This is a genomic window from Novosphingobium sp., from assembly GCF_030696665.1.
Classification (GTDB): Bacteria; Pseudomonadota; Alphaproteobacteria; order Sphingomonadales; family Sphingomonadaceae; genus Novosphingobium.
Genome location: NZ_JAUYRV010000007.1, coordinates 46756 through 62386, shown reverse-complemented (window position 1 = coordinate 62386; position 15631 = coordinate 46756). Strand labels below are relative to the sequence as shown.

The 15631-nt window shown below is 60.5% G+C and carries 14 protein-coding genes and 1 tRNA gene; 5 read left to right on the top strand and 10 right to left on the bottom strand.

Annotated elements, in window-relative coordinates:
- Positions 1 to 238: 238 nt before the first annotated feature.
- Positions 239 to 1324: an exonuclease SbcCD subunit D gene (locus tag Q8R81_RS01285; RefSeq protein ID WP_305615395.1), complete on the bottom strand. Its 1086-nt coding sequence runs from the start codon at positions 1322 to 1324 to the stop codon at positions 239 to 241.
- A 75-nt stretch (positions 1325 to 1399) separates the two neighbouring features.
- Here Q8R81_RS01285 and Q8R81_RS01280 point away from each other — a divergent pair, with 75 nt between their 5' ends.
- Both Q8R81_RS01280 and Q8R81_RS01275 read left to right on the top strand, forming a co-directional pair.
- Positions 1400 to 2173, top strand: a complete 774-nt coding sequence (locus Q8R81_RS01280; protein ID WP_305615393.1) for a hypothetical protein — start codon at positions 1400 to 1402, stop codon at positions 2171 to 2173.
- Between the two features lie 48 nt (positions 2174 to 2221).
- On the top strand, positions 2222 to 3685 hold the full coding sequence (locus Q8R81_RS01275) for a DUF6035 family protein (RefSeq protein ID WP_305615391.1): 1464 nt from the start codon (positions 2222 to 2224) through the stop codon (positions 3683 to 3685).
- Between the two features lie 31 nt (positions 3686 to 3716).
- Here Q8R81_RS01275 and Q8R81_RS01270 read toward each other — a convergent pair whose 3' ends face one another.
- The 8 genes from Q8R81_RS01270 to infA form a co-directional block, all read right to left on the bottom strand.
- A complete protein-coding gene (locus Q8R81_RS01270) occupies positions 3717 to 4397 on the bottom strand; it encodes a hypothetical protein (protein ID WP_305615389.1) in 681 nt (226 codons plus the stop codon).
- Positions 4398 to 4678: 281 nt separating this feature from the next.
- Positions 4679 to 5626 (bottom strand): nucleotidyltransferase and HEPN domain-containing protein, encoded by a 948-nt coding sequence (locus Q8R81_RS01265; protein WP_305615387.1) that lies wholly within the window; start codon positions 5624 to 5626, stop codon positions 4679 to 4681.
- A gap of 95 nt (positions 5627 to 5721) precedes the next feature.
- On the bottom strand, positions 5722 to 6948 hold the full coding sequence (locus tag Q8R81_RS01260) for an integrase arm-type DNA-binding domain-containing protein (protein ID WP_305615385.1): 1227 nt from the start codon (positions 6946 to 6948) through the stop codon (positions 5722 to 5724).
- Positions 6949 to 7112: 164 nt separating this feature from the next.
- Positions 7113 to 7188: transfer RNA gene (locus Q8R81_RS01255), tRNA-Phe, on the bottom strand.
- Between the two features lie 218 nt (positions 7189 to 7406).
- Positions 7407 to 7571 carry a DNA gyrase inhibitor YacG gene (gene yacG, locus Q8R81_RS01250; RefSeq protein WP_305615384.1) on the bottom strand — a complete coding sequence of 55 codons (165 nt, stop codon included), beginning with the start codon at positions 7569 to 7571 and terminating at the stop codon, positions 7407 to 7409.
- The gene (locus tag Q8R81_RS01245; RefSeq protein WP_305615383.1) at positions 7568 to 8560 is read right to left on the bottom strand and encodes a ribonuclease E/G; all 993 of its coding nucleotides are present in this window, start codon (positions 8558 to 8560) and stop codon (positions 7568 to 7570) included. Before Q8R81_RS01245 ends, yacG begins: the two co-directional genes overlap by 4 nt.
- Positions 8561 to 8563: 3 nt before the next feature.
- Positions 8564 to 9172, bottom strand: a complete 609-nt coding sequence (locus Q8R81_RS01240; protein WP_305615382.1) for a nucleoside triphosphate pyrophosphatase — start codon at positions 9170 to 9172, stop codon at positions 8564 to 8566.
- A complete protein-coding gene (gene infA, locus Q8R81_RS01235) occupies positions 9172 to 9417 on the bottom strand; it encodes a translation initiation factor IF-1 (protein WP_039338683.1) in 246 nt (81 codons plus the stop codon). Before infA ends, Q8R81_RS01240 begins: the two co-directional genes overlap by 1 nt.
- A gap of 308 nt (positions 9418 to 9725) precedes the next feature.
- On the opposite strand from infA, the gene Q8R81_RS01230 reads away from it, so the two are divergent.
- Positions 9726 to 12269 carry a TonB-dependent receptor domain-containing protein gene (locus Q8R81_RS01230; RefSeq protein ID WP_305615397.1) on the top strand — a complete coding sequence of 848 codons (2544 nt, stop codon included), beginning with the start codon at positions 9726 to 9728 and terminating at the stop codon, positions 12267 to 12269.
- 127 nt (positions 12270 to 12396) lie between these two features.
- Positions 12397 to 12798, top strand: a complete 402-nt coding sequence (locus tag Q8R81_RS01225; protein WP_305615381.1) for a hypothetical protein — start codon at positions 12397 to 12399, stop codon at positions 12796 to 12798.
- Positions 12799 to 12973: 175 nt separating this feature from the next.
- On the opposite strand, the gene Q8R81_RS01220 is transcribed toward Q8R81_RS01225, so the two are convergent.
- The gene (locus tag Q8R81_RS01220) at positions 12974 to 13381 is read right to left on the bottom strand and encodes a PilZ domain-containing protein (protein ID WP_305615380.1); all 408 of its coding nucleotides are present in this window, start codon (positions 13379 to 13381) and stop codon (positions 12974 to 12976) included.
- A gap of 125 nt (positions 13382 to 13506) precedes the next feature.
- Between Q8R81_RS01220 and uvrC the strand changes: the two genes are divergently transcribed.
- Positions 13507 to 15444: an excinuclease ABC subunit UvrC gene (gene uvrC, locus Q8R81_RS01215; RefSeq protein ID WP_305615378.1), complete on the top strand. Its 1938-nt coding sequence runs from the start codon at positions 13507 to 13509 to the stop codon at positions 15442 to 15444.
- Positions 15445 to 15631: the final 187 nt, after the last annotated feature.

Sequence of the window (15631 nt, the reverse complement as noted above, 5' to 3'; positions counted from 1 at the left end):
CCCACCATGTCCACATCCTCGAGATGAATGGTGACAGCTTCCGTCTTGCTAGCAGCCGTAAGCGACAAAAGGAAAAGGAGAGCAGCAAGATGACCTGATCAGAAACGGCAATCGGCGTCGGGAAATCGGCTTCCGCTACGCAACAGCCGCTTCCCCGACGCCGATTAAACCCAGCCTCAAACTGAGGCTTTTTGTTTGAATTGACTGGCCCACTTTTAAACCGGTGGCTGGCCCCATTTTATACCGGCGTTGACACGCCCCTCACGATTTCAAGAAACGTCGAGGAGAGCGCATGCGGATCGTCAATCGCCGCTCGTCGTTCCTCCAGGCGCTGCGCGAGCGGGCGCTCATTCCGTTCATAGGCAAGCTGGACTGCATTCGGGTAGAGTGCCCTGATCCTTTTCATCGGCTCGATTTGCGGTGCTTCGTCAGTTAGGACCACGCGCACAAGGTCGTTGGACACCTCGGTAGCAGCCAACAGTTCCGAAAGCTTTCCGCGGATGGTTCGCACCTGTCGCAGCGGCTTGATGGGGAATTCGGTTACCTCGACGGTCCCGTCGTGCGCGAGTTCGATCAGGCTGACGGACTTCTCCTGGCCTTCCTCGTCGAAGCCAAAGGCCAACGGCGCTCCGGAATAGCGAACATGTTTGAGACCCACCGATTGCGGCCGGTGCAGGTGCCCTAGCGCAACATAGTGCGCCCCATCGAACGCTGCCGCGGCTACCGTTTCGATCCCGCCGACCATCCGCACGAGCGGACGCTCGCTTTCGCTCGTCGCAGCACCATCTACGAATGCATGGGCAACGACGATCCAACGCATTCCGTCGGCAACGTGCTTGCGCGCACTGGCGAGCTGAGCGCGAATGACATCTGCGGGACAGGCAATTTCCTCATCGTCGAAACACAGTCGCGCCGCATATTCGAACGCAAAGGGCAACGCGGAAATCGCCACAGGCCCATGTGCATCGGAAACGATCAGCGGCCTTTCATTTTCGTCCAAGGGACCGCGCACTATGGCTTTACCATCTGTCGCAAGAACGCCCAACGCCCCTATCTGTGCGGCCGAATCATGATTGCCAGCGATCAACACGATGGCTGCGGATGATGTCGCCCTTACGGTCGTCAGGAATTCTGAAAGCCGCTTTAGAGCGCTCTGGGGCGGATTAGCCCTGTCGAATATATCGCCCGCGACAATGAGAATGTCCGGCTGCTGATCATCGATTATCGAGAGGATCTGGACGAGGGCGTGATCGTGGTCTTCCTCCAGCGCCACCCCGTGGAATTGGCGACCTAGATGCCAGTCACTTGTGTGCAGAATGCGCATTCGCCGAACCTCGAATCTCTATGCGTATAAATTTTATATAGACAGTCGAAATCGAGTCAAGTAGCGTTCGCCTCAATGAACGATCTCACCCTCAAGCCTGCGATGTTCGCCCGCCTGGTCTATCTTGATCAATGCCTGACATGGCGCGGGCAGGTGAATCGCAAAGACCTGATCGAACGATTTGGAATATCATCGCCGCAAGCGGCCATAGATTTCAGGGAGTATCTGGAACGGGTGGCCGAGCCAAAGCCTAGGTATGATGCGGTCCGTAAATGCTACCTCGCTGACAGCAATCACAGAGGGTTGCCGTTCACGTATGAAGCCGGCTCACCCGACGAGCTTGTCAGAAGCCCAGGATCCAACGACTTCTCAATGCTGCCTTCGCCCGTTCGGCAGTCTCCGCCATTTGTGATGCGCCAACTCTATCAGGCGATCGAGCAGAAGCTGAAGATTGAGATCGACTATGTCTCGATGTCGACTGGCCTTCGCCAAAATCAGTGGATTGCACCTGCGCATTTCGCGTCTGATGGTGAGCGGTTACATGTCAGGGCATGGAGTTTTCACCATCAGGAGTGGCGCGACTATCTTCCTGTTCGAGTGTCACCAGAAAGCAGCTTTTCAACCACGCCGATCGGCCAAGAGCTTCCGCGGGACGCCGATTGGGAGGAGATCGTGGAAGTACGGCTTCGGCCTTTGGGCGGCCTGTCGGACGACCAGAAGGCTGCAGTCCGGCTTGAATACGGCTTCACCGAAGATCTTCTGAAATTTCAGATTCGCAGATCGCTTGAGTTCTACATTGATCGGCGTTGGGGGCTCAATCGACCCGGGGCTCGATTGGAGCGGTGCTAGGTTTTTTGACGAACGCGCAGATCGCTCGTCTTGTGTTTGGAGGTGACGATGGCAGGCAACGTAACCATTGATCCGCTGGCATGGGCTGAAGCGGTCGCTAAACCCGAGATTGATCAAGTTCTCAGCCTCAAATCTGGCCGCATCATCGATGTTAGGCGCTTTGTTCGAGCATTCAGATACGAGCGGGCAATCCTGCTGCGCCAGAAGCTCAAAATGCTCGTGAAAAGCAACAAGACAAGACTGGTCTGCGCGACGTGTGGCGTTCCCGTCTATCTGGTCTGCAGTACTGCCAAGCGATTCTTCTTTCGGCATCGGCATGAGGATGGCTCGTGCCCTGCGGTCACGCGCACCGGCTTCACCGAGGCCGATATCAGAGCTATGAAATATCGCGGTAACAAGGAGAGCGAAGCTCACAAGCGAATCAAGCGGCTTGTGCTCAGAAGCGTCTCCGCCGATCCACGGTTTACGGATGTGGTCACGGAGCAGACCTGGCGAGCGAGCGAAGGCCTGACCGGCCTGCGTCGTCCAGACGTCTCCGCCAGAACGGATTCGTTGCGCCTGGCCTTCGAAGTTCAGCTGAGCACGACATTCCTAGATGTCGTGCTCAGCCGGAGAGAGTTCTACCGCTCGGAACGCGCGGCGTTGATCTGGGTCCTGCCGAATTTTCATCCCAACTATCGCCGCATGACTGACGACGACATTCTACTCAGCAATAACTCGAACATATTTGTGGTCGATGCGAGCACTGCGACAGCGTCTGAAGCGGCCGGCGTATTCATGATCAAATGCTGGCATCGCAAGCCGGTCATCGACGGTGATCGAATTGTAGACGAATGGGTTGAGCGCCTCGTTTGCTGGGATGAGATCACTGTCGATGTCGATTTGCAAACTGTCCAGGCGTTCGATTATTCGTCCGAGGCAGCGCAGCTCCTTGAGCAGATCAAATTGGAAAAAATCGCCAAATTGGCCGCTCAAAAAGAGGCAGCCGAACGAGCGAAGGTCGCCTTAGAAAATGAACTACGTGATCTGATGTTCCGTTTTGTGCTCAATTACGAAGACGATGACAAACACTTGGGGCGCTACAAGCGATGGGTCGCCATTAATGACCGCCTTCTATCCCATGGCTGCGGACTTGAGGGCAAATATCCGGATCTTATGAAGGCTTCGCGCCTCGTCCATCTGGTCGCAACTGCGAAGGCGGGAAAGCCAGTCGGATTTAAGTACAAGAATCTCGTGGAGATCGGACATCACCTGTTCCATCAGCATCCCGACCTGCTGTTGGCTTACGGCTTCATGCTGCGTGCCTTTGGAACAAAAAGCATCCTGGATCGTGAAGATCGGACGGGCCGGTGGGTAGCCAAAGTTCGAGAGGAACGGTCAAATTTCCTTAGCGATGCCAAGTACAAAATGGCTGAGGATGAGGAGCGGCTGCTCGCGTTCTTGTCGCAAGGGGCGTCGAGAAAGCTAGCCAATGACAATCGCAATCAAGATGGTGGTCGAGCGGCAGCTTAGGCATGCGACTGAATCGGAACACGTCTACCAATCAGTCGTGATCGATGCCGTCAAGTTTGACGCCGGATTGCTCCAGCCAGAACAGGTTCTCTGCCCGCCGTGTAATTTCTGAAAGCGTGTGAGGATCACAATCCCGAAAGAGTGTTTCGGCCAGCGCCATGCGTTTGTCGAATGAGACACGTCCATGATTGAAGGATGGGTGCTTCACCAGAAGCAAAGCCTGGCGTTCGATGGCTTTCGCCTTCTCCGAACTTTTCGAGAATTGGCCGGCTCGCGCTCCCTCGCGGACGTCTTCCAAGATCGCCTCGACGGTGTCTCCGAATTCATCGTGCCATGTTGCCGTGGCGACCGCTGAATGAAGCACCCCGTCAATCATGAAACTCGCGATTGTCGCACCAATCTGCCCGTCATACGCGGCAAACTTCCGCTGGGCTGCCTTCAAACTATCAGCAGAATGTTCGACGCCAAGGTCATCCAGCTCATCCCGCGCAACTTCGATCTCACCATCAAGATCGAAAACTTGCTCAACAAGATAGATAATCCGCGGCGCATGGGCGTTGATCACTCTCACAGCTTCGTCGGCGCTCAATATTGCCATTGGCACGGATCCATCATCCCGTGTCTGAACTGTTGCTTCAACAACAACGGATTTTGACGACGAAGCTGCATCTCTAATCAAAGACCCCAGCGTTTCAGCCTCGTTTACTGGCATCCTCAATCCCAACCTGGGCGCTTTTTCATCTTGCGATTGACGGATCCTGCAAAGCCCGATTGCTGTCGTCAACCTCATGATACCATCGCGGAGCGCTACCTACCAATAGATATACATTGGCCGGGCTTGGACTGGTTTGCACTGAGTCCTCCAAAGAAGGATATTAGCACACGATCTCAGCTAGCGATGTCGTCGAAGTGCCCGTCAAACTGGATGAACCAACGTCGGCTTGATCCTAGCGACATTCGAAAGGAGACTGGCCGGATCGTCCGCAACCTCGTTCATTGTCCGGTGCTCCTTGCGGCCCGAGTTTCCAACTGATCCTCCAACGCAACAATGCGCTCGGCGCAAACCGCCTGCACCACACAGCCCAGATCCTCGATCTTCTGAGAAAGCCAATCTAATTCTTCAGTAGTAACACTATAGTGTTTTGAATAGCGGGCTTTGACGTAAGCATCCTTGAGCTTTTCAAACATCGCCCGCTGTCTGCGATTATCATGAGGCCATACGTGCGTGAGGCGCCGATCAATCCGTTCAGCTTGGGTGCGCAAGAAACCAAGATTATGCACATGTGGGGTATAGAAGGTTGCGACCAAAAGGACGCAGTTATACAGACGTTCAACTGTCTGGTGTAAGTCGAACGCAGCGTCTTTGAGGTTTCCTTCAGTTAGATGGAATTTAGCGCCGTTGAATCTCTTATTTGCCGCAGGAAACCATTCCTGGAAATACTCCCGCGCCATCGCCAGAGCCTGCTCCGCCGTCTTCGGCTTGGGTGTGTGCAGTTCTGTATCGTCTGCCTCATAGAGCGCAATGCCATCCTGGGCGACGTCCATGAAGAAGTAGCGTCCATGCGCCAGCCCATCGTTCACCTCACCGAGAGTGTGAACAATGAAGTTCACCGGGGTTTTGAGCGTCCCGGTAATCCCGTACTCACGCATCAGGCGTTCATCGAGCCGCGACCAGTACTTGATCCGGTCAGTCAGGTCCTTGTGGTTGACGATGATCAGCAGGTCAAAATCAGACTTGTAGCCCTTTGCGGTGTGCGGCTCGTCGATCCAGCCACCACGCGCGTAGCTTCCGTATAGAATAACCTTGAGAACGCGCCCGGCCTTCTTCCGGCCTGCGGTTGCGCAGGCGGTAACGTCCTCGAATTCCTCGAAAATCAGTTGGACCACGCGCTCCAGTTCGCGCTGCTTGTTTGCTGGAAGATGATCGAGGTCGCGTCGCATCAGGCAATTACCCTGTCCCGCGCTCGCGGGGAACGCAAGCTTATACACCATCGCCGACCGGCACAGGAGGCAGTCGCGGCCCATCTCTGGCCCTGCTATGCGCGTTGGCCAGCTGAGAACGCAACGACGTCTGCTCCTACCCTCAACTGGTCGAGATAATCGGCCCACCATTGCGCCATTTCTACGCGCTCGTTCCAATGCGTGCCGCGATGATAGGCAGCTCGCACGGCGTCCCGGTCCTTGTGCGCTAGAGCTCGCTCGATGGCATCTGGAGACCATTTGCCTGATTCGTTGAGCAGCGTGCTTGCCATCGCCCGGAAGCCGTGGCCGGTCATCTCGTCATTCGAGTATCCCAAGCGGCGGAGAGCTGCGTTGACGGTGTTCTCCGACATCGGGCGCAGGTGCGTGCGGATCGACGGAAAGACGTACTGTCCTTCCCCTGTCAGCGCTCGCGTCTCGGACAAGACCGAGAGTGCCTGGCGAGAGAGTGGCACGACATGTTCCGCCCGAGCCTTCATCTTTTCTGCGGGAATGCGCCAGACCTTGGCGTCAAAGTCGACTTCCGACCAATCGGCGTAGCGAAGCTCGCCGGGGCGGACGAAGAGCAGGGCAGCCAGCTGAAGCGCACAGCGGGTCACCGGGTGCCCGTCGTACCCTTGGATTGCTCGAAGAAGCTGTCCGGCCTTCTGAGGCTCCAAAATCGCGGCGTGGTGCTTTGCTTTGTGACTTGTCAGCGCCCCGCGAAGATCGCGGGTCGGATCCGACGCCGCCAACTGATTCGCGATAGCGAACCTGAATACCTGGCTGGCGAACTGGATGGCGCGACGGGCGGCTTCGGTCCGGCCCGACGTTTCGTACTTGCGAACGGCTTCCAGCATTTCGAAGGGCTGGATCTCGGCGACAGGTCGTTGGCCGATCGTTCGTTCCAGAAGCTTGAGCAGCCACTGCTGCTTGTCGGTGGTGCGTTCCGACCTGCCTTCGCGCTTGCACTTCTCGATGTAGCTTTGCGCAACGGCTGCGAATGAGTTCGCAGCACTGATCTTCGCGGCGTGGCGGTCCTGCTTCTTCTTCTCGGCAGGGTCGATGCCGGTTGCCAACAGCTTACGGGCATTGTCGCGAAGCTCGCGAGCAGCTTTCAGAGACACGTCCGGGTAAGCGCCGAATGCCAGCTTCTTCTCCGTGCCAGCAGCGTTGCGGTACTTCAGGCGCCAGAGGCGCCCGCCAGCTGGCGTGATCTGGAGGTAAAGGCCCTTTTCGTCAGCGACGCGATAATCCTTGTCGCGCGGCTTCAAAGCTCTGATCGCAGTGTCGGAAAGGGGCATCTGGGGGCCTTTTTTTGGGGGCATTTCGAAAGGCCCCCGCAAAGGCCCCCAAGAGCGCCCGGCTATAGGCGAACAAGGGCGAGCATCGACGATCAGGCCGACGCTAAACATGGCAGATTTCTGCCGTTTTTTCAACTCTTGGCGGGTGGTGGCGGATAGGGAAATGGTGCCCGGGGACGGATTCGAACCGCCGACACGCGGATTTTCAATCCGCTGCTCTACCAACTGAGCTACCCGGGCATCGCCGCTGCTGCGGTGCCTTGCGGGACCGGCTAGCGATGGGAAGCGCGCCTATGGCGAAGCGGGGCGGGCTTGGCAAGTCCTGAGGCGCGAAAATTTTTCCCAAGTCCGCTCCCCCGCGAAGGCGGGGGCCTCAGGAGATTCGCGCGAGGGTTCCGTAAAACGCCTGAGGCCCCCGCCTTCGTGGGGGAGCGGGATGTTGGCAATTGCGGCGGCGGTCACTCTTCGGGGTCTTGCTCTGCCGCGCGGCCGGGCAGGGCATAGCCATCGTCCAGCCAGCGCAGCAGATCGCGGTCGCGGCAGCGGGTGGAGCAGAACGGGGTGTGTTCTTCCACGCGCGGTTTGCGGCAGATCGGGCAGCGGCGGATGGTGGGCGTATTCATGCGGGCACTGCCTGTGCGAATGCGCCATGCAGGGCCAGCGCCGCATCGGCCTTGCGCTGCACCGTGCGTCCGGTGCGCCGGGCCAGTTCCGCTTCCCACGCAGGCGTCAATGCATCCAGCACGCGGGGATGCGCGGTCAGCAGCAGCACGCCGGGTTCGGTCACCCGCTCCGCCTGCCGCAACAGCACGCGCGCCGCAGCAGCAGCGGGATGGCGGGCAAAGCGCGCAACCATCGAGGGCCGTTCCAGCCGGGCGACCAGTTGCACAAAGCCGAAGCCGTTCATACCGGTGCGCTCACCCGTCCAGTCGATCAGCGCGTCGGCCAGCGCCTTGTCCACGTGCTGGCGGTCCTTCTTGTCGGCCAATGTGGGGAAATCGATGCCGATGTTGCCGCCAATGTCCATGCGGTGCAGCGCATCGGCAATCGCGTCCACCGCCGCCAGCGCCAGCTTCAACGGAGGCAGCGCGCCGTCCACGTCGATCAGCGTCATCGCGGGTGTGGGGCTGACGATGATGGCGCCGCCGGGAAAGGCGATCTCGCCGGTCTGCGCCTGCTCCACCAGTTCGTCCCAGCCATTGGCGGCAAAGGCCTTGCTGGTGGCAGGCAGCACGCGCACGGTGGCGCCACTGGCCTCAATGTCTTCGCGCAGGCTCAGCGCATCGCGCGCAGCCTCGCCGGGGGCGGGCTTTGCCACGGGCAGTTTGGTGCGGCCCCGTTCGGCAATGGCCGCGCGCGTCACGCGCACCATCATGCGCACCCCTTCGGTGGCTTCCCGCGCAAGCTGGTCGATCAGCGCCTCTGCCCCATCGTCAAAGCGGACCAGGCCGCGCCTGCCACCGGCATGGCGCTTCACCAGCTTGGCTTCGGCAACAAGGCCGGGGCGCAAACCCTCGCCCCATTCGACGCGCGCGGACAGGATGCTGCCGCCGGACACCAGAATCGCGCGCTCTTCGCCGATCCCGTCTTCGTAAAGCCATTCAGCCGACATGCGCTATTTAACCTTCAGGCCAGCCGCTTTCAGCAACCGGCGCGTTTCATAAAGCGGCAAGCCGACCACGCCCGAATGGCTGCCCGAAAGCCAGTCGCAGAACCCTTCGGCGCTGCCCTGGATGGCATAGCCCCCGGCCTTGCCGTGCCATTCGCCGCCCGCGATGTAATCGTCCATCTCTTCAGGCGAGAGGCGTTTGAACCGCACGATCGTTTCCGACAGCGCCTCACGCAAGGTTCCGTCCGGCGTCATCACCGCAACGGCAGAGAACACGCGGTGGCGGCGGCCGGAAAGCAGCGCAAGGCAGGCCCGCGCGGTGGCCTCGTCTTCCGCCTTGGGCAGGATGCGCGCGCCAGCGCCCACCACGGTATCGCCCGCAAGGATCAGGCAGCCGGGGGCCAGCGCCGCCGCAGCGCGCGCTTTTTCAGCGGCCAGACGCACCGCATGGGCGCGGGGGCGCTCAGCCTTCAGTGGCGATTCGTCGATGTCCGTGGCAACGACACGATCAGGCGTCACGCCCAACCGGCCCAGCAGTTCAAGCCTGCGCGGGCTGGCCGATGCCAGAACCAGTGCCGGAGAATTTTGGAGGGCGGGCGAAATGTCGCCCACCATCAGAAGCCGCCGGGGCCGCCGCGACCGGGCATGAAGCGGTAGGTGATACGACCCTTGGTGAGGTCGTAAGGGGTCAGTTCGACCAGCACTTCATCGCCCACCAGCACGCGGATGCGGTTCTTGCGCATCTTGCCGGCGGTGTGGCCGAGGATTTCGTGGTCGTTTTCCAGACGGACGCGGAACATCGCGTTGGGCAGGAGTTCAACCACCTGTCCGCGCATTTCGAGGAGTTCTTCTTTCGCCATCGGCGGTTTCAGATGCCTTTTATCAGAGTGTGTCAGAGTATTCTGGGAAAGCGCAGGGACCACCGGGTGCGGTTCCATGCGCGCAAGGATTCTCGCCGCCCTTAGCCTTGCTTGCCGCAAAAGGGAAGGGGGCGCGCAGTTGGGCCATCTTTGGTTCAGGTGGTCACCGCCATGTCGCCAACTATGTTGCAGTGCGACAAACTGTTACCAAATGCGGATTGTTCCGCATGGACCGCTTCGCCAACACAAGCGTTGCAAAGGCCGGGCAAGTATCCGGCGCATAATAATCAAGGGTAGTGATCGTGAACATGAGAGCGGCGACATCGCTGGCAACACTGGCTTTTTGCCTTGTCGTAACCAACCCGGCGCGGGCGCAGGACGTGACCACCGGGACCGATGCCGAGGCTGAGGCCGAAGAGGAAATCGTGGGCGAACCCGGCCAGATCCTCGTCATCGCCACCCGCATCAAGGGCCAGGTCGACACCACGCAGCCACCCATCGCCGTGCTGGATGAAGAGGCCATCGCGTCCTACGGCGCAGGCTCGTTGCAGGAACTGCTCGCCTCACTCGCCCCGCAGACCGGCTCTGGCCGCGGGCGCGGCAGCGGCGGTCCTGTGGTGCTGCTGAACGGTATGCGCATTTCCGGCTTTCGTGAACTGCGCGGCATTCCGCCAGAAGCGATCCGCCGGGTCGAAGTGCTGCCCGAGGAAGTTGCACTGCAATATGGCTACCGCCCCGATCAGCGCGTGGTCAACTTCATCCTCAAGGACAGTTTCAGCAGCTTCGGCAGCGAAACCGAATTCCGCTTCCCCATCGACGGCGGCTTTACCGAACTGGAGCAGGAATTCACGCTGACCAAGATTGCGGGCGGCAATCGCATCAACGTGACCGGCAAGCTGGAAGACGCCAGCCCGCTGACCGAGGGCGAGCGCGGCATCGTGCAGCCAGCGTCAGCGGCTCCGCTGGTGGCAGGTGATCCCTTGGCTGCAGATTACCGCACGCTGATTGCTGACAGCAAATCGGCCCAGCTCAACGCCACCCTCGCCCGCGCACTGGGCGCAGGCGCGGGCCTCAGCGTTAACCTACTGGCGCAGCGTGACAATTCACGTTCGCTCAACGGGCTGAACGCGATCACGCTGACCGATACTACCGGCAGCTTCAGCCGCACCACGCTCGATCCCGCAGCGATTACCACTCGGCGGCAGACCACCACGTTGCAGGCAGGCGTTGCGCTCAACAAGCCGCTGGGCGCTTGGAACCTCGCCATCACCGGTGATGGCGGCCATGTCGAAACGAAAAGCACCATCGACAACCGCGCCGACCTTTCCGGCCTGCAGGCACTGATCGATGCCGGATCACTCACCGCATCGGGCAACTTGCCGGTCAGCGCGATCATCCCCGGTGTGGCCGACCGCGCCCTGTCCAAGACGGACTCGCTCACCAGCCTTGCCACGCTCAGCGGCAGGCCCCTGCGCCTGCCCGGCGGTGAAGTGGCGCTGACGGTCAAGGCCGGGTTCGATTATTCCGGCATCGAAAGCACCGACACCCGCAGCGCCGCTGGCACGATCAACCTGAAGCGCGGCGATGCGCAAGGCGGCTTCAGCCTCGATCTGCCGATTACCAGCCGCAAGGAAGGCTTCGGCGCAGGCGTGGGTGACCTGTCGATCAACGCCAATGCCGAAGTGCATCACCTGTCGGATTTCGGCACGCTCTATAACTGGGGCGGCGGCCTCACCTACAGCCCCACCGATAAGCTGACGCTGCAGGCCAGCTATGTGGCGGCGGACAAGGCCCCTGCGCTGACCGCGCTGGGCGGGCCGACCACCGTCACACAAAACGTCTCGATCTTCGATTTTTCGCGCGGGGAAACGGTGCTGGCCACGGTCATTTCCGGCGGCAATCCCAACCTGTTGAAGGAACGCCAGCGTGACTGGAAATTCGGCCTGAACTGGAGCCTGCCGTTCCTCAAGGACTCCAGCTTCATCGCCGAATACTTCCGCAACAACTCCACCAATACCACCAACGGCTTTCCGTTGCTCACCCCCGAAGTGGAAGCCGCTTTTCCCGGCCGCGTGATCCGTGATGCCGATGGGCGGATCATATCGGTGGATCAAAGCTCGGTCACTTTCGCCGAGGAAAAAGGCTCGCGCTTGCGCTATGGCCTCAACCTTTCCGGCAATTTCGGCACGCCTGATCCGGCTGCGGCGCAGCGTGGACCGATGGGCCGAATGATGGGCGCAGCCGGTGGCAGGCCACCCGGCGCTCCGGCGGGCGGACCTCCGGGTGCCGGTGCTGGTGGACCTCCCGTAGGCGCAGGTGGCCCTCCGGCAGGCGGCGGCGGGCCGCGGGGAGGCCCGGGCGGCTTCGATGGACGCGGTCGCTGGAACCTGTCGCTGTTCCACACCGTCCAGTTCCAGCAATCGGTGCAGATCGCTGCGGGCGGCCAGGTTCTCGATCTGCTTGATGGTCAGGCGCTTGATGGCACCGTGGCACGCCATTCGATAGAGATGGAAGGCGGCGGCTTCTATCGCGGCTTCGGCCTGCGCATGAGCGGCAGCTACACCGGCGGCTCGCGCGTCGACGCCAGCGGCCTGCCGGGATCGACCACCCTGCGCTTCGCTCCCATCGCCAAGTTCAACTTGCGCGTCTTCGCCGATCTGGGCCGCAAGGAAAAGCTGGTGGAAAAAGTCCCCTTCCTCAAAGGCTCCCGCGTTTCGTTCGCAGTCGACAACGTCTTCAACGCCCAACAGCGCGTCACCGACGATACCGGCGCCGTCCCCCTGCGCTACCAACCCGGCTACCTCGACCCGCGCGGCACCGTGTTCGAAGTGGAGTTCCGCAAGCAGTTTTGAGCGGTGGGGCGATGGCGCTTTGCGCCAAAACCTGCCGTTCAGGACACGACGCCGTTTCGGACGTGTCGTTTACTGGCGCTTCTGTTTAAGGTTAAGGCGATAGCCGCCGACTGGCAGAGTAAGAAATATGCAGACAATCACGATTCACGATTTACATGATGAGCGCAACGTCCTCGCTTTCGACCTGCGCGACCTTCTGGCGCTTCTTGCCCCCACATCATTGGAAGCAGAATGGACAGTGGCAGATCCTGCTTGCCAGGAGTTCTTCGCGACAGGTGAGGGCGGAGCGGCCCTTGAGAAGCTCGCTGCGGAAACAGCGATGGTCAGTGGCAAGGATCTTCTGGCGCTGGCAAATGAGACCCAACAAGTCATTTGGGGTGACTTCAGGGGAGCCTTCGAAAACAGGCCGGGACAGATTTGGACAATTATTCGTGCGGTCGATAGTTCATTTTATGAAATCACGACTTCCGACGGTGAGGTGATCGAAAAGGTGCAGGGTCACTTCAATGACGTTCGATTTGCTGAATGAACGATCAAAAGCCGACATTCAGCAATCCACCTAAATCCAGCCGTAGCTGCCAAACTTTCCATAGTCCAAAACCTGCCATCACCCACCACAACATTCACTGCGCTGGCTTTCGGCCTGCCCCAAGCTTGACCGGCGAAAGCATGGCGGGTGTGCGAACGCAGTACCGCTCGTCCCCTTAAAGCGTCTTCGACCGCCCCTGAACCCACGCCCGTGCGCGTTCCATGTTGCGTTCGCGTTCGTTGGTTTCAAAGCTGTCGGCGATGTGGCGTAGCGATACGACTTGCGCCAGCGGCAGCTTTTCATCGAACATCAGCCCGCAGCGGCCGTGCCGTGCCCAGCGGATTATGCCGAAGGCTTCGACGTGTTCGCACATCAGGATGCCGGAAGTGCCGGCCTCGGGCAGACCGTCCTGCGGGATGATCGCTGCGCCGGTCACCGAAAGGTCTTCCAGAAAGCAGTGCTGCGTACCCGATAGCAGCACAAGGCGCGCCGGTATGTGCAGGCGCACGCGCGCATCGGCGCGGCGGCCGGGCACGACGGCGCTGCTGCGCGTTCCAAAGGTTCCTGATGGTTGCCCGATCATTCACCAATTGTCGCGCAACCGGACTAAAACCCCCGAAACGGACCATGCGGGAAAACCCTGATAGAGCCGGGGAAACAGGCCCTTGGGCCATTGCCTCAGCCGTGGAAGCAACTATCTGCGGAAGCATGGCCCGCAAGCCCTCCGCCCCGCCCGACCGCGAAACTGACCGCTTTCAGGAGGAGCGCGCCTCCACCACGCTGCGCGGATCGGAAAAGCCGGACATCGAACTGGGCGTCTCGGTCATCCGCGATACGGTGAACACGCTGAAGCCCAAGCCCGGCGTGTACCGCATGCAGGATGCCAAGGGCGATGTGCTCTATGTGGGCAAGGCGCGCGCGCTGAAAAACCGCGTGGCCAATTATACGCAAGTCGATCGCCTGCCCAATCGCCTGCGCCGCATGGTCAGCCAGACGCGGTCCATGACCATCGTCACCACCAATTCCGAGGCCGAGGCGCTGCTGCTGGAAGCGCAACTGATCAAGCGCTTCCGCCCGCCCTACAACGTGCTGCTGCGCGATGATAAATCGTTTCCGTTCATCCTGTTGCGCGGCGATCATGCCTACCCGCGCATCCAGAAACATCGCGGCGCGCGCAAAGCCAAGGGCAATTACTATGGCCCCTTCGCCAGCGCAGGCAGCGTCAACACCACGATCAACGCGCTGCAGAAGCTGTTCCTGCTGCGCAGTTGCAACGATGGCTTCATGTCGCGGCGGGACCGGCCCTGCCTGCTCTACCAGATCAAGCGCTGCTCGGCCCCGTGCGTGGATCGCATAACGCCTGAGGACTATGGCGAACTGGTGCGGCAGGCCAAGGATTTCCTCGGCGGCAAATCGGGCGCGGTGCAGCGCGAGATCGAAGTGCAGATGCAGGCCGCCGCTGAAGCACTGGACTTCGAACGCGCTGCCATGCTGCGTGACCGCTTGCGCGCGGCCACGTTCATCCAGGGCAGCCAGGCCATCAATGCCGAGGGCGTGGGCAATGCCGATGTCTTTGCGATGGCGGTGAAGGGCGGGCAGGTGGCGGTGCAGGCCTTCTTCATCCGCGGCGGCCAGAACTGGGGCCACCGCGCCTTCTTCCCCAGCCACACCGAGGGTCTGGAAGAGGCCGAGGTGATGACCGCCTTCCTTGCGCAGTTCTATGAAGAAGTGCCCCCGGCGCGGCTCATTCTGGTGGACCGTGAACTGCCCGAGGCCGAGCTTCTGGCCGAGGCGCTGTGCGAAGGGGCGGGCGGCAAGGTGGAAGTCTCCGTCCCCCAGCGTGGCGACCGGCGTCGGCTGATGGAACAGGCGCAACGCAATGCGGTGGAATCGCTCGACCGGCGGCTGGCCGAAAGCGGCACCAAGGCGCGCACGATGCGTGAACTGGCGGAATTCCTTGAACTTTCCGAAGTGCCGCAGCGGATCGAGGTTTACGACAACAGCCACATTCAGGGCACCAATGCTCTGGGCGCGATGATCGTGGCGGGGCCGGAAGGCTTCATCAAAGCGCAGTACCGCAAGTGGAACATCAAGACCGCGCAGACCAACGACGATTTCGGCATGATGCGCGAAGTGATGACGCGCCGCTTCGGCAAAGTGCAGGAGGATGATCCTGACCGCGAAAGCGGCATGTGGCCCGACCTTGTGCTGATCGATGGCGGCAAGGGGCAGATGTCGTCGGTGAAGGAGGCTTTGGGCGAGCTCGGCATCGAGGACGTGCCGCTCATCGCCATCGCCAAGGGTCCGCATCACGGGCGTGATGGGCGCGAGGTTTTCCATTTTCCTGATGGGCGCGAAAAGATGCTCCCCGTGAATTCGCCGCTGCTGTTCCACTTGCAGAACCTGCGCGACGAGGTCCACCGCTTCGCCATCGGCGCGCACCGGGCCAAGCGCAGCCGGGCGATTACGGCCAGTCCGCTTGACGAGATTCCCGGCATTGGTCCGGCGCGCAAAAGGGCGCTGTTGCTGCACTTTGGCACCGCCGGAAAAGTGCGTGCGGCGAGCCTTGAAGACCTCCAGCGGTCACCGGGAGTCAGTTCGGCGGTGGCGCAGACGGTCTATGATTTTTACCATCCGAACGGGTGAAACGAGGGCATTCCTGAAGTGCACCTAGATGCACCTAGGCGCACCTGACTGCACCAAGCGGTGCCCAAAGGCCGCAGGGAAAAGGGTTTCTGGCCCTTTAACCGCACTTGTTTGCGGCTCCTTCAAACTCCTCCTGTCTGATGGATGACGGGACATTCCCCGCGCTTGGGAACGCGGGGTTGGAGAC